This is a genomic window from Kluyvera ascorbata (genome assembly GCF_023195735.1).
Lineage (GTDB): Bacteria > Pseudomonadota > Gammaproteobacteria > Enterobacterales > Enterobacteriaceae > Kluyvera > Kluyvera ascorbata.
The window spans coordinates 4,295,799-4,317,763 of record NZ_CP096201.1; the positions used below are offsets into that span (position 1 = coordinate 4,295,799).

General features: G+C 55.1%; 20 protein-coding genes, 1 pseudogene and 1 other annotated feature. Of the genes and pseudogenes, 6 read left to right on the forward strand and 15 right to left on the reverse strand.

Annotated elements, in window-relative coordinates; all coding sequences use genetic code 11:
- Nucleotides 1-3 precede the first annotated feature (3 nt).
- From thrB to yjjY, 5 genes and pseudogenes are all read right to left on the reverse strand, one after another.
- Entirely contained in the window at nucleotides 4-933 is a 930-nt protein-coding gene (thrB, locus tag MY052_RS20510; RefSeq protein WP_035896205.1) for a homoserine kinase, read from the reverse strand.
- Between the two features lies 1 nt (nucleotide 934).
- Nucleotides 935-3,397, reverse strand: a complete 2,463-nt coding sequence (thrA, locus tag MY052_RS20515; RefSeq protein WP_035896203.1) for a bifunctional aspartate kinase/homoserine dehydrogenase I — start codon at nucleotides 3,395-3,397, stop codon at nucleotides 935-937.
- A 24-nt stretch (nucleotides 3,398-3,421) separates the two neighbouring features.
- Nucleotides 3,422-3,539: a sequence feature (Thr leader region), on the reverse strand.
- Entirely contained in the window at nucleotides 3,478-3,609 is a 132-nt protein-coding gene (gene thrL, locus MY052_RS24345) for a thr operon leader peptide (protein WP_072011395.1), read from the reverse strand. Its footprint overlaps the feature before it by 62 nt.
- Before the next feature lie 142 nt (nucleotides 3,610-3,751).
- On the reverse strand, nucleotides 3,752-4,438 hold the full coding sequence (locus tag MY052_RS20520; RefSeq protein ID WP_248537751.1) for a tRNA/rRNA methyltransferase: 687 nt from the start codon (nucleotides 4,436-4,438) through the stop codon (nucleotides 3,752-3,754).
- Nucleotides 4,439-4,838: 400 nt separating this feature from the next.
- Nucleotides 4,839-4,980 (reverse strand): annotated as a pseudogene (gene yjjY / locus MY052_RS20525) (YjjY family protein).
- Between the two features lie 96 nt (nucleotides 4,981-5,076).
- On the opposite strand from yjjY, the gene arcA reads away from it, so the two are divergent.
- A complete protein-coding gene (gene arcA, locus MY052_RS20530) occupies nucleotides 5,077-5,793 on the forward strand; it encodes a two-component system response regulator ArcA (protein ID WP_015966004.1) in 717 nt (238 codons plus the stop codon).
- A gap of 39 nt (nucleotides 5,794-5,832) precedes the next feature.
- Here arcA and creA read toward each other — a convergent pair whose 3' ends face one another.
- Complete coding sequence (creA, locus tag MY052_RS20535; RefSeq protein WP_035894578.1) at nucleotides 5,833-6,324, reverse strand: protein CreA; 492 nt, start codon at nucleotides 6,322-6,324, stop codon at nucleotides 5,833-5,835.
- A 212-nt stretch (nucleotides 6,325-6,536) separates the two neighbouring features.
- Here creA and robA point away from each other — a divergent pair, with 212 nt between their 5' ends.
- The gene (robA, locus tag MY052_RS20540; protein ID WP_035894577.1) at nucleotides 6,537-7,406 is read left to right on the forward strand and encodes an MDR efflux pump AcrAB transcriptional activator RobA; all 870 of its coding nucleotides are present in this window, start codon (nucleotides 6,537-6,539) and stop codon (nucleotides 7,404-7,406) included.
- On the opposite strand, the gene gpmB is transcribed toward robA, so the two are convergent.
- Nucleotides 7,403-8,050 (reverse strand): 2,3-diphosphoglycerate-dependent phosphoglycerate mutase GpmB, encoded by a 648-nt coding sequence (gene gpmB / locus MY052_RS20545; RefSeq protein WP_035894576.1) that lies wholly within the window; start codon nucleotides 8,048-8,050, stop codon nucleotides 7,403-7,405. The genes robA and gpmB overlap by 4 nt on opposite strands.
- 53 nt (nucleotides 8,051-8,103) lie before the next feature.
- Between gpmB and yjjX the strand changes: the two genes are divergently transcribed.
- Nucleotides 8,104-8,622, forward strand: coding sequence for an inosine/xanthosine triphosphatase (gene yjjX, locus MY052_RS20550; protein WP_248537752.1), 519 nt, complete (start codon nucleotides 8,104-8,106; stop codon nucleotides 8,620-8,622).
- 25 nt (nucleotides 8,623-8,647) lie between these two features.
- Here yjjX and trpR read toward each other — a convergent pair whose 3' ends face one another.
- On the reverse strand, nucleotides 8,648-8,971 hold the full coding sequence (gene trpR, locus MY052_RS20555; RefSeq protein ID WP_035894574.1) for a trp operon repressor: 324 nt from the start codon (nucleotides 8,969-8,971) through the stop codon (nucleotides 8,648-8,650).
- A 63-nt stretch (nucleotides 8,972-9,034) separates the two neighbouring features.
- Nucleotides 9,035-10,972, reverse strand: coding sequence for a murein transglycosylase (gene sltY, locus MY052_RS20560; protein ID WP_248537753.1), 1,938 nt, complete (start codon nucleotides 10,970-10,972; stop codon nucleotides 9,035-9,037).
- Between the two features lie 220 nt (nucleotides 10,973-11,192).
- Here sltY and ettA point away from each other — a divergent pair, with 220 nt between their 5' ends.
- Nucleotides 11,193-12,860 carry an energy-dependent translational throttle protein EttA gene (gene ettA / locus MY052_RS20565; RefSeq protein WP_248537754.1) on the forward strand — a complete coding sequence of 556 codons (1,668 nt, stop codon included), beginning with the start codon at nucleotides 11,193-11,195 and terminating at the stop codon, nucleotides 12,858-12,860.
- 52 nt (nucleotides 12,861-12,912) lie between these two features.
- On the opposite strand, the gene nadR is transcribed toward ettA, so the two are convergent.
- From nadR to serB, 3 genes are all read right to left on the reverse strand, one after another.
- Nucleotides 12,913-14,139, reverse strand: coding sequence for a multifunctional transcriptional regulator/nicotinamide-nucleotide adenylyltransferase/ribosylnicotinamide kinase NadR (gene nadR, locus MY052_RS20570; RefSeq protein ID WP_248537755.1), 1,227 nt, complete (start codon nucleotides 14,137-14,139; stop codon nucleotides 12,913-12,915).
- 119 nt (nucleotides 14,140-14,258) lie between these two features.
- On the reverse strand, nucleotides 14,259-15,641 hold the full coding sequence (radA, locus tag MY052_RS20575) for a DNA repair protein RadA (protein ID WP_035894570.1): 1,383 nt from the start codon (nucleotides 15,639-15,641) through the stop codon (nucleotides 14,259-14,261).
- Between the two features lie 10 nt (nucleotides 15,642-15,651).
- Nucleotides 15,652-16,623 carry a phosphoserine phosphatase gene (gene serB / locus MY052_RS20580; protein WP_035894569.1) on the reverse strand — a complete coding sequence of 324 codons (972 nt, stop codon included), beginning with the start codon at nucleotides 16,621-16,623 and terminating at the stop codon, nucleotides 15,652-15,654.
- A 106-nt stretch (nucleotides 16,624-16,729) separates the two neighbouring features.
- Here serB and MY052_RS20585 point away from each other — a divergent pair, with 106 nt between their 5' ends.
- Nucleotides 16,730-17,362, forward strand: a complete 633-nt coding sequence (locus MY052_RS20585; RefSeq protein ID WP_035894567.1) for a YtjB family periplasmic protein — start codon at nucleotides 16,730-16,732, stop codon at nucleotides 17,360-17,362.
- Nucleotides 17,363-17,380: 18 nt separating this feature from the next.
- Nucleotides 17,381-18,397 carry a lipoate--protein ligase gene (lplA, locus tag MY052_RS20590; protein WP_248537756.1) on the forward strand — a complete coding sequence of 339 codons (1,017 nt, stop codon included), beginning with the start codon at nucleotides 17,381-17,383 and terminating at the stop codon, nucleotides 18,395-18,397.
- Between the two features lie 87 nt (nucleotides 18,398-18,484).
- Here lplA and deoD read toward each other — a convergent pair whose 3' ends face one another.
- From deoD to deoA, 3 genes are read right to left on the reverse strand one after another with little or no spacing between them, the layout of a single operon-like run.
- Entirely contained in the window at nucleotides 18,485-19,204 is a 720-nt protein-coding gene (deoD, locus tag MY052_RS20595; protein WP_035894565.1) for a purine-nucleoside phosphorylase, read from the reverse strand.
- A gap of 57 nt (nucleotides 19,205-19,261) precedes the next feature.
- The gene (gene deoB, locus MY052_RS20600) at nucleotides 19,262-20,485 is read right to left on the reverse strand and encodes a phosphopentomutase (RefSeq protein ID WP_035894564.1); all 1,224 of its coding nucleotides are present in this window, start codon (nucleotides 20,483-20,485) and stop codon (nucleotides 19,262-19,264) included.
- 52 nt (nucleotides 20,486-20,537) lie between these two features.
- Nucleotides 20,538-21,860 (reverse strand): thymidine phosphorylase, encoded by a 1,323-nt coding sequence (gene deoA / locus MY052_RS20605; protein WP_248537757.1) that lies wholly within the window; start codon nucleotides 21,858-21,860, stop codon nucleotides 20,538-20,540.
- Between the last annotated feature and the right edge of the window lie 105 nt (nucleotides 21,861-21,965).

Genomic DNA, 21,965 nt, shown 5'->3' on the forward strand with positions numbered 1-21,965 from the left:
CGGTTATCCCACTACTCGTGCGCCCGCTGTGTCCAGCCGGCAAATATGAACGAAGCCTTCTTGATTCTGCAGATAATGCTGTCCAAGCCAGTCCGCCACGCGCTGCGCCGTCTCGGTTTTATCGCACAGGGCAAACAGCGTTGGCCCGGAACCGGAGATACCGCAGGAAATAGCGCCAATACCGGCAACCGCCTGACGCGCTTCGTTAAAGCCCGGCAGCAGTTTGGTACGGTACGGCTCAGCAATCACGTCTTTCATCAGTTTCGCCGCCAGTTGAGGCTGACGGGAGTAGCAGGCGTGAATAAAGCCTGCCAGATGGCGGCCATGCGCAATACAGTCCTGACGACGATACTGAGCAGGCAAAATGGCCCGCGCTTCCGCCGTCGAGACTTTAATACCCGGATAGGCCAACACCCAAAGCCAATCATCGAAGCACGGTACCTGCTGGCTGATGATGTCGTTCTCTTCAATCATCAGTTGCATACCGCCCAGATAGCACGGTGCAACGTTATCGTAGTGCACGCTGCCGGAGATACGCCCTTCCAGCTCGCCCATCAGCGCCAGCATGCGGGTTTCATCCAGCGGCTTACCGCAGAATTCGTTCATCGCCACCAGCGCGGCGACCACGGAACAGGCGCTGGAACCCAGACCCGAGCCGATCGGCATATTTTTTTCCAGCGTCATCGCCACCGGCACGCTCTTGCCAATTTCCTGGCAGTAGCGTTCCCAGCATTGATAGACGATGTTTTCATGCGGGTCGCTCGGCAGTTTATCCGCAAAGCGCCCCAGATTTTGCAGGCTGAAGCGGTCTGCCGCCTCAACCGATACGTTATCGCCCAGCAGACTGCCGTCAATCGGCGTCACAGCGGCACCCAGTACATCAAACCCGACGCTCATATTGGCACTGGAAGCCGGGGCATAAACCTTAACCATGTTAAACTCCTAACTTCCATGACAGCGTACGCAGAAGGTCAGCAAATACCCCTGCTGCCGTCACATCGTTGCCTGCGCCATAGCCGCGCAGCACCAGCGGAAGCGGTTGATAGTAGCGGCTGTAGAACGCCAGCGCGTTCTCGCCATTTTTGATTTTATACAGCGGGTCGTTGCCGTCTACGGCGGCCACTTTCACCCGGCAAACGCCGTCTTCTTCGATGTTGCCAACATAGCGCAGCACTTTGCCTTCATCACGCGCTTTCGCCACGCGAGCGGAATATTCATCGTCCAGCTGCGGCAGACGTGCCATAAAGCTTTCGGCATCGCCGGAAGCATCAAAGCTCTCTGGCAGTACGGATTCAACCACAATATCACTGAGTTCCAGATGACGCCCAGTTTCACGCGCCAGAATGAGCAGCTTGCGCGCCACGTCCATCCCGGACAGATCGTCACGTGGGTCCGGTTCGGTATAACCCATTCCTCGCGCCATCGCCGTGGCTTCGGACAGGCTCATGCCTTCATCCAGCTTGCCGAAAATAAACGACAGTGAACCAGAAAGGATCCCGGAGAAGTGCTGCAGTTCGTCACCCGCGTTCAGCAGGTTTTGCAGGTTTTCAATAACCGGCAGGCCTGCACCGACGTTGGTGTCGTAGAGGAATTTACGGCGTGAAAGCCCGGCAGCATGACGCAGCTGATGGTAGTAATCCATCGACGAGGTGTTGGCCTTTTTATTCGGCGTCACCACGTGGAACCCTTCGCGCAGGAAGTCAGCGTATTGATCCGCCACCGCCTGGCTTGAGGTACAGTCGACAATAACCGGGTTCAGCAGGTGATACTCTTTCACCAGGCGAATCAGACGGCCAAGGTTGAACGGCTCTTTGGCTTCCGCCAGTTCGGCTTCCCAGTTTTCAAGATTCAGGCCATGCACGCTGGTGAGCAGCGCACGGGAGTTCGCCACGCCGCACACGCGCAGGTCGATATGTTTTTTCTTCAACCACGCCTGCTGGCGTTTGATCTGCTCCAGCAGCGCGCCACCGACGCCACCCACGCCCACCAGGAACACTTCAATCACCTGGTCGGTGTTAAACAGCATCTGATGAGTGACTCGCACGCCGGTAGTCGCGTCGTCGTTATTCACCACAACCGAGATAGAACGCTCGGACGAGCCCTGAGCAATCGCTACGATATTGATATTAGCGCGAGCCAGTGCGGCAAAGAATTTTGCCGAGATGCCGCGCAGCGTACGCATACCGTCGCCGACGACGGAGATGATCGCCAAACGCTCCATGATGGCCAGCGGTTCCAGCAGCTCTTCTTTCAGCTCCAGATAGAACTCATCTTCCATCGCCTTCTTCGCCCGCGCGCAGTCGCTCTGCGGCACGCAGAAGCTGATGCTGTATTCGGAAGAAGATTGGGTAATCAGCACCACCGAGATCCCGGCGCGAGACATAGTCGCAAACACACGCGCCGCCATGCCAACCATGCCCTTCATGCCAGGACCAGAGACGTTAAACATCGCCATGTTATTGAGGTTAGAGATCCCCTTCACTGGCAATGAATCATCGTCGCTGCTGGCGCCGATAAGCGTACCGGGTGCTTGAGGATTACCGGTATTTTTAATCAGGCAAGGGATCTGGAACTGGGCGATAGGGGCAATGGTGCGAGGGTGAAGAACTTTGGCACCGAAGTAGGAAAGCTCCATCGCTTCCTGATAAGACATGCTCTTCAGTAAACGCGCGTCCGGTACCTGGCGCGGGTCACAGGTGTAGACACCGTCGACGTCGGTCCAGATTTCGCAACAGTCGGCACGCAAACAGGCGGCCAGCACGGCAGCGGAGTAGTCGGAGCCGTTACGCCCCAGCACCACCAGTTCGCCCTTCTCGTTGCCGGCGGTAAAGCCTGCCATCAGCACCATGTGATCGGATGGGATCTGGCTTGCCACGATACGACGGGTAGATTCAGTAATATCGACAGTAGATTCAAGGTAGTGGCCAACGGCCAGCAGTTTTTCGACCGGATTAATCACGGTCACCTTATGGCCGCGGGCACTCAGCAGGCCAGCCATGATAGCAATCGACAGCTTTTCACCGCGGCAGATAAGCCCCGCGTTGACGCTGTCCGGGCACTGACCCAGCAGGCTGATGCCGTGCAGGATGTGCTTAATCTGGGAGAACTCCAGCTCAACGGCAGCTTTCAGGTCGGCGAGCGGAAAACCGGGCTGGGCATTAGCGAGTCCCTGAAGCAGTTCAGCAAAGATTCGTTCGGCATCGGCGATATTGGTCAGCGCATCCTGGCCACCAATGGTTTTTTCAATCATCGCCACGAGGTGGTTGGTGATTTTTGCCGGGGCAGAGAGCACGGTTGCTACCTGCCCCTGCCTGGCGTTGCTTTCCAGGATATCGGCAACGCGCAGGAATCGCTCCGCATTTGCCACTGATGTACCGCCGAACTTCAAGACTCGCATGGTTTTACCCCTTGATCACTAGTCGAAAAAAAAGCCCGCACTGTTTAGGTGCGGGCTTTTTTTTGTGTTTCCTGTACGCGTCAGCCCGCACCGTTACCTGTGGTAATAGTGGTGGTGGTAATGGTCATAATGCTGCTGATGCGAATCATGGATGTTGTGTGCTCTGTTATTTCTCTGTCTGTATACCTATATTGGTTAAAGTATCTGTCCATCTAAGTCAATGAATTTTTAACTTCGTCACGTTCCGCAACCACTTCACATCAGCCCAGACAACTACCGATAAACCACCACAACAGCCATAAGTTAAGCAAAATGTTGGGGTATAACACCATACGTAAACACGATAACAGAATTTTACTCTGGCATATTTTTTTCAATATCATGCAGCAAACGATGCAACATTGCCGTATCGCGATGCGTTAGTAAGCCAATACGCTGTTGCAGCCAGTCAGCCATTTTTACATCTCCGGCGACATCCAGGCGTGCAAGCAAAGCGGTGACACGGGCCCTTAACGCAATCAGCTGATTCTCATCACCTTCCGTTGCCGTCGGGTTCGTGGTTTGTAACAGCGAGGAGAGCTGATAACAATAAACCATCACCGCCTGCCCCAGATTTAACGAAGGGTAATCTGCCACCATCGGTACGCCGGTCAGCACATCGGCCAGCGCCAGCTCTTCGTTGGTTAGCCCGGAATCTTCGCGGCCAAACACCAGCGCGGCGTGCCCCATCCACTGTGCTTTTTCTTCAAGCATCGGCAGCAGTTCCTGCGGCGTCGCGTAGTAGTGAAAGCGTGCGCGGCTGCGGGCGGTGGTGGCGACGGTGAAGTCCACGTCGTGCAGCGCTTCCGCCAGCGTCGGGTAACACGTGATGCCATCAATGATATCGGTCGAACCGTGAGCCACCCATCGGGTTGCGGGCTCAAGATGTGCCACGCTGTCTACGATGCGTAACTCATGGAATCCCATCGTCTTCATTGCTCGGGCGGCAGCACCGATGTTTTCGGCTCTTGCTGGAGAAACCAGCACAATAGATAAGCGCATTTAAAGTTCTCTTAATTTCCTGTTATCGGGCAATAATGTGATGTACTTCAACATATTGCGCAGCGCGAATTTACAAAATTGCAACAAAAATCACTGAAATGATGTTTCATAACACATAAAAGAAGCTAAACTATTCAGGGTGAAATTATCAATTTAGAATGTTAACAGAAGCAGCATATCTCTATGTTTATACGAACTATTTAGATTATCGTAAAACAATAACAATTGGATTCACCAAATTTATCAGTTAACCTGTGCAACTACTTGAGTTGTGGAAAAAATGTGATAGCCGTTATCATTCCGGAGCGATGATTTCACCAAACTGTTAACGTGCTACAATTGAACTTGATATATGTCAACGAAGCGTAGGTTTATTGGCGGTCTGGTGCCTCTTTACCTGTTATGTTGCTGTTAAAATGGTTAGGATGACAACCGTTTTTGACACTGTCGGGTCCAGAGGGAAGAGTACCCACGACCAAGCTAATGATGTTGTTGACGTTGATGGAAAGTGCATCAAGAACGCAATTACGTACTTTAGTCATGTTACGCCGATCATGTTAATTTTCGACATGCATCAGGCAGGTCAGGGACTATTGGTACTTCCTGTTTCGATTTAGTTGGCAATTTAGGTAGCAAACATGCAGACCCCGCACATTCTTATCGTTGAAGACGAGTTGGTAACACGCAACACGTTAAAAAGTATTTTCGAAGCAGAAGGCTACGATGTGTTCGAAGCGACCGATGGCGCGGAAATGCATCAGATCCTGTCTGAAAATGATATCAACCTGGTGATCATGGATATCAACCTGCCAGGTAAAAACGGCCTTCTGCTGGCGCGCGAACTGCGTGAACAAGCGAACGTCGCCCTGATGTTCCTGACCGGTCGCGACAATGAAGTCGACAAGATCCTCGGTCTGGAAATTGGTGCAGATGATTACATCACCAAACCGTTCAACCCACGCGAACTGACCATCCGTGCGCGTAACCTGCTGTCCCGTACCATGAACCTGGGTACCGTCAGCGAAGAACGTCGTAGCGTTGAAAGCTACAAGTTCAACGGTTGGGAACTGGACATCAACAGTCGCTCTCTGGTGAGCCCGAACGGTGAGCAGTACAAGCTGCCGCGTAGCGAATTCCGCGCGATGCTGCACTTCTGCGAAAATCCAGGCAAAATTCAGTCTCGTGCTGAACTGCTGAAGAAAATGACCGGCCGTGAGCTTAAGCCACACGACCGTACGGTTGACGTCACCATTCGTCGCATCCGTAAGCATTTCGAGTCTACGCCGGACACCCCGGAAATCATCGCCACTATCCACGGCGAAGGTTACCGCTTCTGCGGCGAGCTGCAGGAATAAGACAACAAAACGGCGCATTCAGCGCCGTTTTTTTTACCCTTATTTTGCCGCCGCCGGCACTTCAGCCCACGGCATGATAGGTACGGCACTAATCGCATTTTTCGGCGACCCATCAACCACCTTGTCGGAATAGGCAAGGTAGGCCAGCGTGTTACGTTTTGCATCGTAAAAACGAACGACCTGCAGTGATTTAAACACCAGCGACGTGCGCTTCTTAAAGACCACCTCACCTTCCGCTTTGCCGTTCTTAATTTTATCGCTCAGCTCCACCGGCCCAACCTGCTGGCAGGAGATGGCGGCATCGGAAGTATCTTCCGCCAGACCTAACCCGCCTTTGATGCCACCGGTCTTGGCACGGCTGACATAGCAGGTCACGTTTTTGACATCCGGATCGTCAAAAGCTTCCACCACGATTTTATGATCGGGGCCAAACATTTTGAAAACCGTATCAACAGAACCAATCTGCTCAGCGTGAGCGCCCAGGCTGGAGACGCCCAGCAACAGGCCAGCCATTAATTTCTTGTATTTCATATTGTTACCATTTTCGTTAATTGCGTTGATGAATTATTCAACATCCACCAGGAAAGTGTTTTAAGATCACAGCATTACAAAAATAAGCGCTATTTCTAATGTAAAAACGCACTTATGCACAAAAAAAAACACTCAATGCTAAAACAGCAAAAGATGCTATTATCCGCTACTTTGGTAACAGGCACCTAAGAAATTAAGGATGAGGGCATTTTATGGATCAAGCTGGGATTATTCGCGACCTCCTCGTTTGGCTGGAAGGACATTTAGATCAGCCTTTATCGCTTGATAATGTGGCAGCAAAAGCGGGTTATTCCAAATGGCACCTGCAACGTATGTTCAAAGACGTTACCGGCCATGCCATTGGTGCATATATTCGCGCTCGCCGCCTCTCTAAATCAGCCGTTGCGCTGCGCCTGACTGCGCGCCCTATCCTTGATATCGCTTTGCAGTATCGCTTCGATTCACAGCAAACTTTCACCCGTGCGTTCAAAAAGCAGTTCTCGTTGACGCCAGCGCTGTATCGCCGTTCTCCAGACTGGAGTTCGTTCGGCATGCGTCCGCCGCTGCGCCTGGGTGAGTTTACGATGCCGAAGTACGAGTTTGTGACGTTGCCGACCACGCATCTGATGGGTGTCACCCAGAGCTATACCTGCAAGCTGGAAGAGATTTCCGATTTCCGCCAGCAAATGCGCATACAGTTCTGGACCGATTTCCTCGGCAACTCCCCGTCTCTGCCGCCGATTTTATACGGCATGCATGAGCCGCGCCCAAGCCTGGAAAAAGATGATGAACAAGAGGTGTTCTACACCACGGCGTTGACGCCAGAGTTGGCGAATGGCCATATCCACAACGCGCATCCGGTGACCCTTGAAGGCGGCGAATACGTGATGTTCACCTATGAAGGGCTAGGAACGGGTCTGCAGGAGTTTATTCTGACCCTGTACGGCACCTGTATGCCGATGCTGAATCTGACGCGTCGCAAAGGCCAGGATATTGAGCGCTTCTTCCCGCAGGATGAAGCCCGGAACCAGGAACCGCCGATTATGCTACGCTGCGAGTACCTGATTCCGATCCGTCGCTAACGCTGTAACTCATCCAACGCAGGGGCGTCCAGATGTGAGATGTCCCCTGCCGTTTCAACTATCCAGCCCGGCGCCAGCCACAAACTTTCCTGATAATCCACTCGTGAGATAGAGCAGTTACGCAGACGTAAGCGGCGTTCCGCATGGGCAGGCAGACCCAGGATAGTGCTGACCAGGCAACCCAGCGCAATACCATGGCTCACCAGCAGCGGTCGACTACCTGCCGGCAAGTCGAGGCAGGCATTTAACCCAGCACGCATGCGCTCGCTCAGCTCCTGCATTGACTCACCTTCAGGAATACGTCCGTCCGGCGTACCGTTGACCACCAACCGACGCCACGCTTCTTCTTCCGCGCTGAGCGAGTCGAGATGACGCTGCTCCAGTACGCCCATATCAAGCTCGCGCAGACGCGCATCGAACGTCACGCCGCAGCCGCAGGCATCCGCAATGATCTCGGCGGTACGACGCGTACGGCCCAGATCGCTGGCAATGACATGAGTGATACCGTAGGTGCGTACACGCTCACCGACCTGGACGGCCTGCTGTTCTCCTTTAGCCGTCAGGGGGCTATCGGACTGGCCTTGAATACGCCTTTCGGCGTTCCACTGCGTTTCGCCATGGCGAACAAGATATACCTGTAACATGTTTTTTATCCGTTATACTGCGATGACATTTTATTAGCTGAGTTGTGTAGATTATGCATCAAGTTGTCGCTGCTACCACCAATCCTGCCAAAATTCAGGCTATTCTTGCCGCATTTGACCAGATTTTTGGTGAAGGATCCTGCCAAATAACGCCGATTTCCGTCGATACCGGCGTACCCGAGCAGCCGTTCGGTAGCCCTGAGACGCGCGCAGGCGCACGCAACCGCGTGGCTAACGCACGTGAAGCCCATCCTAACGCAGATTTTTGGGTCGCCATTGAGGCGGGAATCGACGAAGGCGCGACCTTCAGCTGGGTGGTGATTGAGAGTGGTGAACAGCGTGGGGAAGCCCGCTCCGCCACCCTGCCGCTGCCGGAGGCTATCCTTGAGCAGGTACGCGCTGGAGAAGCGTTAGGACCGGTCATGTCGAAGTACACCGGCATTGATAAGATTGGCAACAAAGAAGGCGCGATTGGCGTGTTCACCGCGGGCGTGCTCACCCGCTGCAGCGTGTATCATCAGGCGGTGGTGCTGGCGCTCAGCCCCTTCCATAACGACCTGTATCGTCGGTAATTGCCGCACTATTACCGGATGCGGCTTAGGTTTTTGGCAGGGTTTGTTCCAGCCACTGACGCAGCTCTACCGGCGCTGATTTCAGGCTGTTGGATCCACGCGTGATCGTCGCGATCCCCGCACCGAGCTCGTTTTTCAACTCGCGCTGGCTCATCTCTCCGCGCAGCAGCTCTTCAATAATACGCACGCGAGTTCCCAGCGCTTCACGTTCGTCTGGGGTCATTATCAGATTGAGTAGCGGCAGCGCGAGTTCATCGGTATACGCCAGACGCAGAAGCTCCACAAAGCGAAGCCACTCCTGGTTGCGCTGCTCAGCCACCGTGGCTGAATAAGGGGATTGTTGGGTCATCTCGGGCCACCATGTTATGCATGTACTCTTAAACGAGTACAAGCATAACACAGGTCTTACGCATCAGTAACGTCGTTGCCACTCATTGCTGCTAAGCACATCCTCTTTCTGCCCCATAAAGTGACGATAATAAGCGTCATAGGCCAGCACGTTCTTCACGTAGCCACGGGTTTCGGAGAACGGGATGCTTTCGATAAACGCCACCGCATCAATACGCCCCGCGCTGTTGCCAAGCCAGGTGCGTACGCGTCCAGGCCCGGCGTTATAGGCTGCCGAAGCAAAGATACGGTTGTTCTCGAACTGCTGATAAACGTACTGCAGGTAGCTGGTACCAATATTAATATTGGTTTCCGGGTCCAGCAGCTGTGCAGGGTTGCTGTAGCCCGACAGATTAAACATCTTCACCGTGTGGGTCGCGGTGCCCGGCATAATCTGCATCAGACCGCTTGCCCCGACCGGCGATTTCACCTTCGGATTCCACGCGCTCTCCTGGCGAGCAATCGCCATCGCATAGCTTTGAGGGACATCTTTACCCGACGTGTAGCGCACAAACAGGTCGTTATAGGCTAACGGGAAACGCTCCTGCAGGTTATCCCACAGCTTACCGGCAATGGTCGCCTGCACGCTGAGATCCCACCAATGCTGGTCAAAGGCGTAGCGCGCCAGTTGAGCCTGCTCGGTCTGGCTGCGACTGCTCACCAGGTTCGCCCATTCGCTGCGTGCAGTGTTGTCCTGGTTCCAGTACATCAGCTCGCGCACGCGCGCCATTTCCGCGCCGCCGGTTAGCGTGGAGGAGATAGCCCCCGGAGCTTTATCGATACGCAACGCATACGGCTCACCAAGACGCTGCGCGGCGACCATCGGATAAAAACCGCGTTGCTGCATTAAAGAGAGCAGAATGGTACGAGCTTCATCATCACGGCCCCGCTCCATCAGCAGGTCGGCCTGCCAGTAGCGCCACTCGTCTTTCTCTTTGGCTTCCATCGGTAAACGCGCCAGCCAGGTGTTAAGTCCGCTGCGATCGCCCGTGCCTAACGCCATGCGTACGCGGCGTTCAACCAGCGACGTTGACTGCGAACGCATGATGGCGTCATCACGCCAGCGCGCCTGCTCATCGGTCACGTCATTGCCCATCAAGCGCCAGGCGACGATATCGCGCAGCGCCTGCGTTTGTTCCTCGTTAAGCTGCTGCGCCTGTACCAGCGTCGGGATCATCAGGCGCGCATTTTCGACGTCCTGACGCGCCACGCTGCTGAAAGCGACCGCTGCCAGTTGGCGAGTAAATTCCGTCGCACCCGTTGAGCGAGCGAAGGTCAGTACGTTGTTAGGGTTGTTCGCGAGATCGGTAATGGCCGAGGCGATGGTCTGGTATTCCGGCGGCATCTGCGAGGCAAGCGCCTTCACCAGCCCGGTATTACCTGCCTGCATCGCCAGACGAATACGTTCAAGATAGGCCAGCGGGTCCTGAGTGCCAGAAGCCCGCCAGGCGCCAAACAGCTTATCGCAGGCGTTCGGACGGTTCTGCCCCGTCAGCCACAGCGTTTTCGCGCCATCCCAGGCGCCCTGAGTATCCCCCACGGAATACCTGGCGTAGTAGTAGTTACACTGCGCTTCCACCGTTCCCGGCTTCTCCGGACTGAAGGCCAGCAGTCCGCGCCAGTCTTCCCGGCGGGCCAGCTCGTTCACGAAGCGGTTTCTTAAAGTGCGCGCAGGCGGAAGCGTAGGGTTCGCCTGCACGAAGTTGGTCACCGACAGCGCCGGTGTATTCATCAAATCGCCCGACAGCTGGCGATACTCCAGATAGGGGTACAGCGGGTAATCACGCAGAGTCGGCATCAGTTGGTCGACGACATCCATCTGGCCATTATCCCAGGCCTGTTTAATTTGCGCATAGCGATTGCGCTGTTCATCCAGCGAATCGGCGCGGGCAACGCTGCTGATAGTCAGCAGACAGAAACCGGCGGCCAGCAGACGCCACGTCAATTGTTGGGCTTTTTGCACAAGCTCTTCCTCGTTGTCACGTTACGTCAGTACAGCATCATGCCGCGTAATCAATTGATGCTAACCATTGAATAAGAAATGTTCCACGCAATGCACACTTTTTTACGTTTTATTGGGACATCGACACAGCAGAATTTGCCTGCTGGGATTGGACGGGGAAAACAGCTACACTTCGCCTTTGAAAAACTCTATTCATCACTATAAAAGAGGCGAAGTCCACGTGGCTCAATTCGTTTATACCATGCATCGTGTCGGCAAAGTGGTTCCGCCGAAACGTCATATTCTTAAAAACATCTCGCTGAGCTTCTTCCCTGGCGCAAAAATCGGTGTTCTGGGCCTGAACGGCGCGGGTAAATCTACCCTGCTGAAAATTATGGCCGGTATCGATACCGATATCGAAGGTGAAGCTCGCCCACAGCCGGGCCTCAAAATTGGTTACCTGCCGCAGGAACCAAAGCTGAACCCTGAACATACCGTACGTGAATCCGTTGAAGAAGCCGTTGCCGAAGTGGTTAACGCGCTGAAAGGCCTGGACGAAGTGTACGCCAAGTACGCTGAACCAGACGCCGACTTCGACAAGCTGGCTGCCCAGCAGGGTAAGTTCGAAGAAATTATCCAGGCGCACGACGGTCATAACCTGAACGTGCAGCTTGAGCGCGCCGCTGATGCGCTGCGTCTGCCGGACTGGGACGCTAAAATCGAAAAACTCTCCGGTGGTGAACGCCGCCGCGTCGCGCTGTGCCGTCTGCTGCTTGAAAAGCCAGACATGCTGCTGCTCGACGAACCTACTAACCACCTGGATGCGGAATCCGTCGCCTGGCTGGAACGCTTCCTGCACGACTTCGAAGGCACCGTTGTGGCGATTACCCACGACCGTTACTTCCTCGATAACGTTGCCGGTTGGATCCTCGAACTCGACCGCGGTGAAGGTATTCCGTGGGAAGGTAACTACTCCTCCTGGCTGGAGCAGAAAGATCAGCGTCTGGCTCAGGAAGCTTCTCAGGAAGCGGCTCGCCGTAAGTCCATTGAGAAAGAGCTGGAGTGGGTTCGTCAGGGCGCGAAAGGCCGTCAGTCTAAGGGTAAAGCCCGTCTGGCACGCTTTGAAGAGCTGAACAATACCGAATACCAGAAGCGTAACGAAACCAACGAACTGTTTATCCCACCTGGCGCACGTCTGGGCGATAAAGTCGTTGAAGTAAGCAACCTGCGTAAATCCTACGGCGATCGCGTACTGATTGACGACCTTAGCTTCTCCGTACCGAAAGGCGCTATCGTTGGTATCATCGGCCCGAACGGCGCGGGTAAATCCACCCTGTTCCGTATGATGTCCGGCCAAGAACAGCCTGACAGCGGCACCATCACGCTGGGCGAAACCGTGAAGCTGGCCTCCGTTGACCAGTTCCGTGATGCGATGGATAACAGCAAAACCGTATGGGAAGAAGTTTCCGGCGGGCTGGATATCATGAAGATTGGCAACACCGAGATGCCAAGCCGTGCGTACGTAGGCCGCTTTAACTTCAAAGGCGTCGACCAGGGCAAACGCGTAGGCGAGCTGTCCGGCGGTGAGCGCGGTCGTCTGCATCTGGCGAAGCTGCTGCAGGTTGGCGGCAACATGCTGCTGCTCGATGAACCAACAAACGACCTGGATATCGAAACCCTGCGCGCGCTGGAAAACGCCCTGCTGGAGTTCCCGGGCTGCGCGATGGTTATCTCGCACGACCGTTGGTTCCTTGACCGTATCGCTACCCACATTCTGGACTACCAGGATGAAGGTAAGGTTGAGTTCTTCGAAGGTAACTTTACCGAATACGAAGAGTATAAGAAACGCACGCTGGGCGCAGATGCGCTGGAGCCGAAGCGTATCAAGTACAAGCGTATTTCGAAGTAATACCCTTAAGGCGAATGATGAAAATCATTCGCCTTACTTCTTTCCGCCTCGCTTAATCCCCCATCAGCTCTTTCACCAACTCCACGCAGCGCAGGAACCGGGAGTCGTAGTCTGATTCTTCGACATGCACAAATTCGATGTTGTTCTTTTCAAGCAGAGAGACCAGCAAAGCCTGGAACTCCTTGCGGTCAACCGAGCTACCAAGGCTGCGCAACCCATCCGCCACCCACGGAGTATTGTTTTCCAGCAGGATAACCAGGTCGAAGCGGTACTCGTCAATCAGCGCCTGAACAAACGGGTGTTCACGCCCCTCATACTTCTTACAGAACGCCTGAGTGCTGACAAAATCGGTATCGATAAACGCCACTTTGTTAGCGTACTTCACTGCAAAATCGATGTACTGTGCATGTCCCAGCGCGATTTTGTCGTAGTCGGAATACTGTAACGCCATCTCGTCGCCGCCCAGGTGCGAGAAAACGTAGTCTCGCCCATATTCCCAGGCACTGGTGGTATTAAAGATATTCGCCAGCTTGTTCACCAGCGTCGATTTCCCGCTGGACTCACCGCCAAGAATCGCCACCGTACGCACGAAGAACGGTTTCACTTCGGTTGGAATGTAATCCCAGTAGCGGAATGGGTTCTCACGAATCTGCGACCCGCTGATGTTCATGAACGTACGTTTCGGGTCAATCAGCACCGTTTCAATACCGAGATGCTCAAGGTACTGCGGCGCATCGGCTTCTTCTGAGGAGTAAATCCAGTTGGGCGCGATACCCTTCTCTTCCATAAACGTTTTTATACCCGCGCTCCACACATCCCAACCGTGCGGATAGGGCTCCATGCCCTCTTCATTGAAGGCGTGAATACGGATGTTCTTCTGGTACTTGAAGGTTTGCAGCAGCCAGCGCAGGCGGTCTGACACCGTCGGCTGCTGCGACATGGCGCTATCTTCAAACAGCGCTCGGTCGCGCGTGTCGTCATAGCCCATGATGATATGCAGCTCATCAACCTGGCTACAGGCGCGCTGGATCAGGTAGATATGCCCCGTATGCAGTGGGTAAAACTTACCGAATACCACGCCAATATTTTTCTGCTGACGCGGGAACTCCAGTCCAAGAAAGCGGTGCAGCGCTTCAAGCTTTTGCGCGCTCGGGCTTTTAATTTTGGCGTTGAGAAGCTGGCTTAAATAGCCCTTGGTCATGCCGCTGGCGTCAGCGACCTGCTGTAACGTACAGCCTTTCTGACGGATTGCGGTTTTGAGATAGTCGAACGACGACACAAGAGCCTCCTGCTAAATTGGGGTAAACCATCTACCCATTATACAAAAAACCCGGATGTACTCACGGTACTCTCCGGGGAAAAAGACCGGCGACACAGTACGTCGCCGGTGGTCAAACATTAAAGTTCGTCAAAAACGTCCAGCGCGTCGGCGAGTTTTTTCACGCCAAAGACCTTCATGCCTTCCGGAATCTTCTTCGGTACGTTAGCCGCAGGAACAATCGCGCGGCGGAAACCATGCTTAGCGGCTTCTGAAATGCGTTCCTGTCCGCTAGGGACGGGACGAATCTCACCGGCCAGCCCGACTTCGCCGAAGACCACCAGATCCTGCGGTAACGGTCTGTCCCGTAGGCTGGAAACCATCGCCATCAGCAGAGCTAAGTCTGCGCTGGTTTCGGTCACCTTCACGCCGCCCACCACGTTAACAAACACATCCTGGTCTGCCATCTGTAGCCCGCCGTGACGGTGCAATACCGCCAGCAGAATCGCCAGTCGGTTCTGTTCAAGACCCACAGCAACGCGGCGAGGGTTGCCCATCATGGAGTGATCCACCAGCGCCTGAATCTCGACCAGCAGCGGGCGCGTACCTTCCCATACCACCATCACCGAACTGCCAGAGGTCACTTCATCACCGCGGCTCAGGAAGATGGCGGAAGGGTTACTCACCTCGCGCAGACCTTGTTCGGTCATGGCGAATACGCCCAGTTCGTTCACCGCACCAAAACGGTTCTTATGGCTGCGCAACGTACGGAAGCGCGAGTCCGCATCGCCGTCGAGCAATACCGAGCAGTCGATACAGTGTTCGAGTACTTTTGGCCCCGCCAGCGAGCCATCTTTCGTCACGTGGCCGACCATAACAATCGCCACACCGCGCGTTTTCGCAAAGCGCGTGAGATAGGCTGCGGTTTCGCGCACCTGCGCCACGCTGCCCGGCGAGGACTGAATATCCGCCATGTGCATCACCTGGATGGAATCGATAACCATCAGCTTCGGCTGCTCTTCTTCCGCAATCTGGCAAATCTGCTCGATGCTGGTTTCGGAAAGCATATTCAGGTTCGCAGTTGGCAGCCCAAGACGGTGCGCGCGCATGGCGACCTGCTGCAACGACTCTTCGCCGGTGACGTACAGGGTTTTCATCTGCTCGGCGAGCTTGCACAGCGTTTGCAACAGCAGGGTCGATTTACCGGCCCCGGGATTACCACCAATCAAAATAGCGCTACCCGGCACAACACCGCCGCCCAGCACGCGGTCAAACTCTTTAAAGCCGGTGGAAAAGCGCGGCAGCTCTTCCAGACTGATGTCCGACAGTTTTTGCACCTTTGCGACGCCGGCATTACCCGCGTAGCCGCTCAGGCGCTCGTTACGTGCGACCGTAGGGGAAGCCGCAACACGCACCTCGGTGATGGTATTCCAGGCATGGCAGGCGCTACATTGCCCCTGCCAGCGCGGATAATCCGCACCGCACTCATTACAAACAAATGCGCGTTTAGGAGCTTTCGCCACGTTAACCTCTTTATTTCTGATTCATGCTGCCGGAGAGAATGCAGAACACCCCCATCAAATCGGCATGACGAATAGTGACTTCCGTCTGTTCGTTCACTTTTGGTTTGGCATGATACGCAATCCCCAGCCCGGCTTTTTTGATCATCGGCAGGTCGTTGGCACCATCGCCAATCGCCACCGTCTGAGCATGGGGAATTTCATGTTTCTCAGCCAGTTGCAGCAAAGTTTTCGCCTTATACTGCGCGTCGACGATATCACCCACCACTTCGCCCGTCAGCTTACCGTCGCGAATGCCCAACTCATTGGCCACCGCCGCGGTTAAACGTAGTTTATCGCGCAGGTGATCGGCAAAGAAGGTGAAGCCGCCGGAGGCAATCGCCACCTTCCAGCCCAGCGTTTCAAGCTTCAGTACCAGTTGAGTCAGCCCCGGCATCAGCGGCAGGGTTTCACGCACCTGACGCAGAATGTCAGCATCTGCATCTTTGAGCGTGGCAACGCGTTGGCGCAGGCTGGCGCTGAAATCCAACTCACCGCGCATCGCGCGCTCGGTCACTTCCGACACCAGCTCACCGGTACCCGCCAGCTTGGCGATTTCATCGATGCACTCAATCTGAATCGCCGTGGAGTCCATATCCATCACCAGCAGACCCGGCGTACGCAGATGTGGGATTTTGCCCAGCGGGGCAACGTCCAGCCCGGCATCGTGTGCCAGGCGCGTTGCGCGCGGCGTTAACGACCCCGCCAGGCGAATAACCTGATAGTCTTCAACACACCAGGCCGCGACAATCACCATCGCCGCCCCCAGCTTGCGCTGATAGGTGGTGAGGCTCGCTTTATCCAACCCGCGGCCATAGAGCAGCCAACCGCTGCGACCGGCGTGGTAATCCAGCGGCATCACCTCATCACCGCTCAGGGAAAGCGGCAATCCAGGCCACAGGGAGACATCTTCAGGCAAGTCGCACCAGGTCAAACTGTTTGGCATTACAGCTCCAATCTTCTCTATATTAAGCCCAGGAAAATAACGCATGAGGCTACCTTGTAACCAGCGCTTCTGGCAACATTAAGCTGTAAATTTTCAAAGGTGGAATATGGTTCGCGCAAAACTGAAATTTCGACTGCATCGCACCGCGATTGTCCTGATCTGTCTCGCTCTGCTGGTGGCATTGATGCAGGGCGCCTCCTGGTTCAGTCAACAAAGCCAGAAACAACGAAATCCGCAGCTTGAAGAACTGGCCAGAACGCTGGCGTTTCAGGTGTCGCTCAATCTTGCGCCGCTGATGAAAAGCGAAACGCCGGATGAAAAAAAGATAGGCCAGTTGCTTAATCAACTCACGACCAAAAGCCGAATCCTGGACGCTGGCGTGTATGATGAACAGGGTGATTTGATTGTCCGCACCGGTGAACAGGTCGATCTGCGTGACCGCCTGGCGCTGGACGGTAAAAAAGCGGGCAGCTACTTCAACCAGCAAATCGTCGAACCTATTCAGGGGAAAAATGGCCCTCTGGGCTATCTGCGCCTGACGCTGGATACTCACACCATTGCCACTGAATCCCGTCAGGTGGATAACACCACCAACATTCTCCGCCTGATGCTGCTGCTGTCGCTCGCTATCGGCGTGGTACTTGCCCGCACGCTGCTGCGCGGCAAGCGCACCCGCTGGCAGCAGTCGCCGTTCCTGCTCACCGCCAACAAGCCGGTGCAGGACGAAGATAAAGATTAATCAGAAAAGGAAATCGCTATGTCAACGCTACGCCTGCTGCTTTCAGACTCTCACGACCCGTGGTTTAACCTCGCCGTGGAGGAGTGTATTTTTCGCCAGATGCCCGCCACCCAGCGGGTTTTGTTCCTGTGGCGTAACGCAGACACGGTGGTGATTGGCCGGGCGCAAAACCCGTGGAAAGAGTGCAACACTCGCCGCATGGAAGAAGACAACGTCCGCCTGGCGCGCCGCAGCAGCGGCGGCGGCGCGGTATTCCATGACCTCGGTAATACCTGTTTCACCTTTATGGCCGGTAAGCCGGAGTACGATAAAACCATCTCGACTTCCATTGTGCTCGAGGCGCTGAATTCGCTGGGCATTACGGCGGAAGCTTCCGGTCGTAACGACCTGATCGTGAAAACCGAAGAAGGCGACCGTAAAGTCTCCGGCTCTGCCTACCGGGAAACTAAAGACCGCGGCTTCCACCACGGCACGTTACTGCTTAACGCCGATCTTAGCCGTCTGGCTAACTACCTGAACCCGGACAAGAAAAAACTTCAGGCTAAAGGCATTACGTCGGTGCGCGGGCGCGTGGCGAATCTGGTTGAGCTGCTCCCAGACATTACCCACGAGCAGATTTGCGAAGCCGTCACTGAAGCTTTTTTCCGTCACTACGGCGAGCGCGTAGACGCCGAAATTATCTCTCCGGATAAAACGCCAGACCTGCCGAACTTTGCCGAGACGTTTGCGCGTCAAAGCAGCTGGGAGTGGAATTTTGGTCAGGCTCCGGCCTTCTCTCATCTGCTGGACGAACGTTTTACCTGGGGCGGCGTAGAGCTACACTTCGACGTCGAGAAAGGCGTTATCACCCGCACACAGGTGTTTACCGATAGCCTCAATCCCGCGCCATTAGAAGCGCTCGCCAAGCGTTTACAGGGCTGTCAGTATCGTGCAGACGTGCTGCAGCAAACCTGCGAGGCGCTGGTTGCGGAGTTTCCGGAACAAGAGAGTGAGCTGCGGGAGCTCGCAAATTGGGTGGCAGGAGCAGTACGCTAAAAAAATTGCCGGATGGCGGCTACGCCTTATCCGGCCTGCAACCGTTGTAGGCCCGGTAAGCGTAGCGCCACCGGGCACAACACGGTCTTATGCTTTATCGCCCAGCAGAACAGATTCCAGCGCGATTTTAATCATGTCGTTGAAGGTCGTCTGACGTTCAGCGGCAGTGGTCTGCTCGTGAGTACGGATATGGTCGGACACGGTGCAGATGGTCAGCGCTTTCGCACCGAATTCTGCGGCTACGCCGTAGATGCCCGCCGCTTCCATTTCCACGCCCAGGATGCCGTATTTTTCCATCACGTCGAACATGGTTGGATCTGGGGTGTAGAACAGGTCAGCGGAGAAGATGTTACCCACACGAGCGTCAACGCCCAGCGCTTTGGCCGCATCAACCGCGTCACGCACCATGCCGAAGTCAGCGATAGCCGCAAAGTCGTGGTCTTTGAAGCGCAGACGGTTCACTTTAGAGTCGGTGCACGCACCCATGCCGATAACCACGTCACGCAGTTTCACATCAGCACGAACCGCGCCGCAGGAGCCCACGCGAATGATTTTCTTCACGCCGAAGTCGGTGATCAGCTCTTTGGTGTAGATGGAGCAGGATGGGATGCCCATACCGTGACCCATAACGGAGATCTTACGGCCTTTGTAAGTCCCGGTGAAACCTAACATGCCGCGAACATTGTTCACTTCACGGACATCTTCGAGGAAAGTCTCAGCAATGTGCTTCGCACGCAGCGGGTCGCCCGGCATCAGCACAACATCAGCGAAATCGCCCATTTCAGCGTTAATATGTGGGGTAGCCATCGTAATTTCCTTTATTTTTCAAATAGACGAAGGGCGGGAATCCTCCCGCCCAAATAATCACAGCATATTTTTGCCGTATTCCATTGGGGACGTACCGAAGTAGGTCGCCAGCGTCTGGCCGATATCCGCGAAGGTTTCACGGTGACCCAGCGAACCCGGTTTGACTTTCGGGCCGTAGATCAGCACCGGAATGTGCTCACGGGTATGGTCAGTACCGGTCCAGCTTGGATCGCAGCCGTGGTCAGCGGTGAGGATCAGAATGTCATCTTCACCCACCAGCTCCATCAGCTCCGGCAGACGGCGGTCGAACAGTTCCAGACCAGCAGCGTAGCCAGCGATATCGCGACGGTGACCCCATGAAGAGTCGAAGTCAACGAAGTTGGTGAAGACGATAGTCTCATCACCCGCTTCCTTCATCTCTTTGATGGTGGCGTCGAACAGTGCATCCAGACCGGTCGCTTTCACTTTTTTAGTGATACCGCAGTTGGCATAGATGTCCGCAATCTTACCGACGGAAACCACGTGACCGTGTTTTTCATCAACCAGTTTCTGCAAAACGGTCGCGGCCGGTGGCTCAACGGCCAGGTCGTGGCGGTTACCGGTACGCTGGAAGTTACCCGCTTTGTCGCCTACAAACGGACGCGCGATAACGCGGCCAATGTTATAGCCGCCTTCGGTCAGCTCTTCGCGCGCGATTTCGCACAGCTCGTAGAGTTTATCCAGGCCATAGGTCTCTTCGTGACAGGCAATCTGGAACACTGAGTCAGCAGAGGTATAGAAAATCGGCTTACCGGTTTTCATATGCTCTTCGCCCAGTTGATCGAGGATCACGGTACCGGAAGAGTGGCAGTTACCGAGGTAGCCCGGCAGGTTGGCACGCTTAACCAGTTTATCCAGCAGTTCCTGCGGGAAGCTGTTTTCGTGGTCGCTGAAGTAGCCCCAGTCGAACAGTACCGGCACACCCGCGATTTCCCAGTGACCGGACGGCGTATCTTTACCGGAAGAGAGCTCATGCGCCCAGGCGTATGCGCCTACCACTTCCGCGTTACCGTCCATGCCAGCAGCGATTTTGCCGGTGGAACCTTCATGCGCTTTCACCAGACCCAGGCGGGTCAGGTTAGGCAAATTCAGCGGGCCCTTACGGCCATTGTCAGCTTCGCCTTTGGCACAGGCTTCTGCAATGTGACCCATGGTATCTGCGCCAACATCGCCAAAGCGGTCAGCATCTTCCGTTGCACCAATCCCAAAGGAGTCCAGCACCATAATAAATGCACGTTTCATCTTGTTCTCCATACATCTTGCGCTGCAAAAAAGCGATCAGATCAGTATATAACTATTCGGTGATGCGACGATAGACGGTTGGCGTAATTTCAGGCGCTTTATCGTCCAGTTTAATTGCCGCTTTCACGGCCTTCGCCGCGTCCTGCCAGCTTGTTTCATCTTTCGCGTGGATCACCGCCAGCGGACGTTGTCCGTCAACGCTGTCGCCCAGACGAGCCATGTCGGTGAAGCCAACGCTGTAATCGATGGTGTCAGAAGCCTGGCGACGACCGCCGCCCATAGAAACCACCGCCATGCCCAGCGCGCGGGTGTCCATCGCGCTGACAAAACCTTCGGTATCAGCATAGACGGCTTTGCTCAGCATCGCTGTTGGCAGATATTTCGCGTAGTTTTCAACGAAATCGGTTGGACCTTTCTGTGCTGCCACCATGCGACCAAAGATCTCCGCGGCTTTGCCGTTGTCGAGCACGGCCTGCAGTTTGGCGCGCGCTTCGGCGTCGTCTTTGGCGAGCCTGCCGGAGATCAGCATCTCAACGCACAGCGCCATGGTAACGTCGAACAGACGCGGGTTGCGGTATTCACCGGTCAGGAACTGCACGGCTTCGCGCACTTCTACAGCGTTACCTGCGCTGGAGGCCAGCACCTGGTTCATGTCGGTGAGCAGCGCCGTCGTTTTCACGCCGGCACCGTTGGATACGCCCACGATCGCTTCCGCCAGTGCAGCAGAGAGTTCGTAGGTTGGCATAAACGCGCCGCTGCCGACTTTCACGTCCATCACCAGCGCATCGAGACCTTCTGCCAGCTTTTTGGCGAGAATGGAGGCGGTGATAAGCGGGATGGAGTCCACCGTCGCGGTAATGTCGCGGGTGGCGTAAAAACGTTTGTCCGCCGGTGCGAGCGAGCTGGTCTGCCCAATAATCGCCACACCCACGTCTTTAATAATTTCACGGAAACGGTTGTCGTCCGGGAAGATGTCGAAGCCTGGAATGGCTTCAAGCTTGTCGAGCGTACCGCCGGTATGGCCGAGACCGCGACCGGAGATCATCGGAATATAGCCACCGCAGGCTGCGACCATTGGGCCAAGCATCAGCGAAGTGACGTCACCTACGCCGCCGGTAGAGTGCTTGTCGACAATCGGGCCGTTGAGGTTGAGGCTCTTCCAGTCCAGGACGGTGCCTGAATCTCGCATCGCCATGGTCAGCGAGACACGCTCCGGCATGCTCATATCATGGAAGAAAATGGTCATCGCCAGCGCGGCAATCTGCCCTTCAGAGATGGTGTTGTCACGAATCCCGTTGATAAAGAAACGAATTTCTTCATCACTCAGCGCGTGGCCATCACGTTTTTTGCGAATAATTTCTTGAGCGAGAAACAAGGTACCCTCCTGATTAATCAGGTTAAATGCAGCGAGCTTGCGCCCGCGCTACGTTCCTGTAGCCCGGCCAAGCGTAGCGCCGCCAGGGAGATCCCGGAGTCGGCG

What these genes read in the sequence shown, in the direction of transcription:
- thrB (WP_035896205.1), bottom strand. Translation starts at nt 933, where the DNA reads ATGGTTAAGGTTTATGCCCCGGCTTCCAGTGCCAATATGAGCGTCGGG.
- thrA (WP_035896203.1), bottom strand. Translation starts at nt 3,397, where the DNA reads ATGCGAGTCTTGAAGTTCGGCGGTACATCAGTGGCAAATGCGGAGCGA.
- thrL (WP_072011395.1), bottom strand. Translation starts at nt 3,609, where the DNA reads ATGGACAGATACTTTAACCAATATAGGTATACAGACAGAGAAATAACA.
- MY052_RS20520 (WP_248537751.1), bottom strand. Translation starts at nt 4,438, where the DNA reads ATGCGCTTATCTATTGTGCTGGTTTCTCCAGCAAGAGCCGAAAACATC.
- arcA (WP_015966004.1), top strand. Translation starts at nt 5,077, where the DNA reads ATGCAGACCCCGCACATTCTTATCGTTGAAGACGAGTTGGTAACACGC.
- creA (WP_035894578.1), bottom strand. Translation starts at nt 6,324, where the DNA reads ATGAAATACAAGAAATTAATGGCTGGCCTGTTGCTGGGCGTCTCCAGC.
- robA (WP_035894577.1), top strand. Translation starts at nt 6,537, where the DNA reads ATGGATCAAGCTGGGATTATTCGCGACCTCCTCGTTTGGCTGGAAGGA.
- gpmB (WP_035894576.1), bottom strand. Translation starts at nt 8,050, where the DNA reads ATGTTACAGGTATATCTTGTTCGCCATGGCGAAACGCAGTGGAACGCC.
- yjjX (WP_248537752.1), top strand. Translation starts at nt 8,104, where the DNA reads ATGCATCAAGTTGTCGCTGCTACCACCAATCCTGCCAAAATTCAGGCT.
- trpR (WP_035894574.1), bottom strand. Translation starts at nt 8,971, where the DNA reads ATGACCCAACAATCCCCTTATTCAGCCACGGTGGCTGAGCAGCGCAAC.
- serB (WP_035894569.1), bottom strand. Translation starts at nt 16,623, where the DNA reads ATGCCAAACAGTTTGACCTGGTGCGACTTGCCTGAAGATGTCTCCCTG.
- MY052_RS20585 (WP_035894567.1), top strand. Translation starts at nt 16,730, where the DNA reads ATGGTTCGCGCAAAACTGAAATTTCGACTGCATCGCACCGCGATTGTC.
- lplA (WP_248537756.1), top strand. Translation starts at nt 17,381, where the DNA reads ATGTCAACGCTACGCCTGCTGCTTTCAGACTCTCACGACCCGTGGTTT.
- deoD (WP_035894565.1), bottom strand. Translation starts at nt 19,204, where the DNA reads ATGGCTACCCCACATATTAACGCTGAAATGGGCGATTTCGCTGATGTT.
- deoB (WP_035894564.1), bottom strand. Translation starts at nt 20,485, where the DNA reads ATGAAACGTGCATTTATTATGGTGCTGGACTCCTTTGGGATTGGTGCA.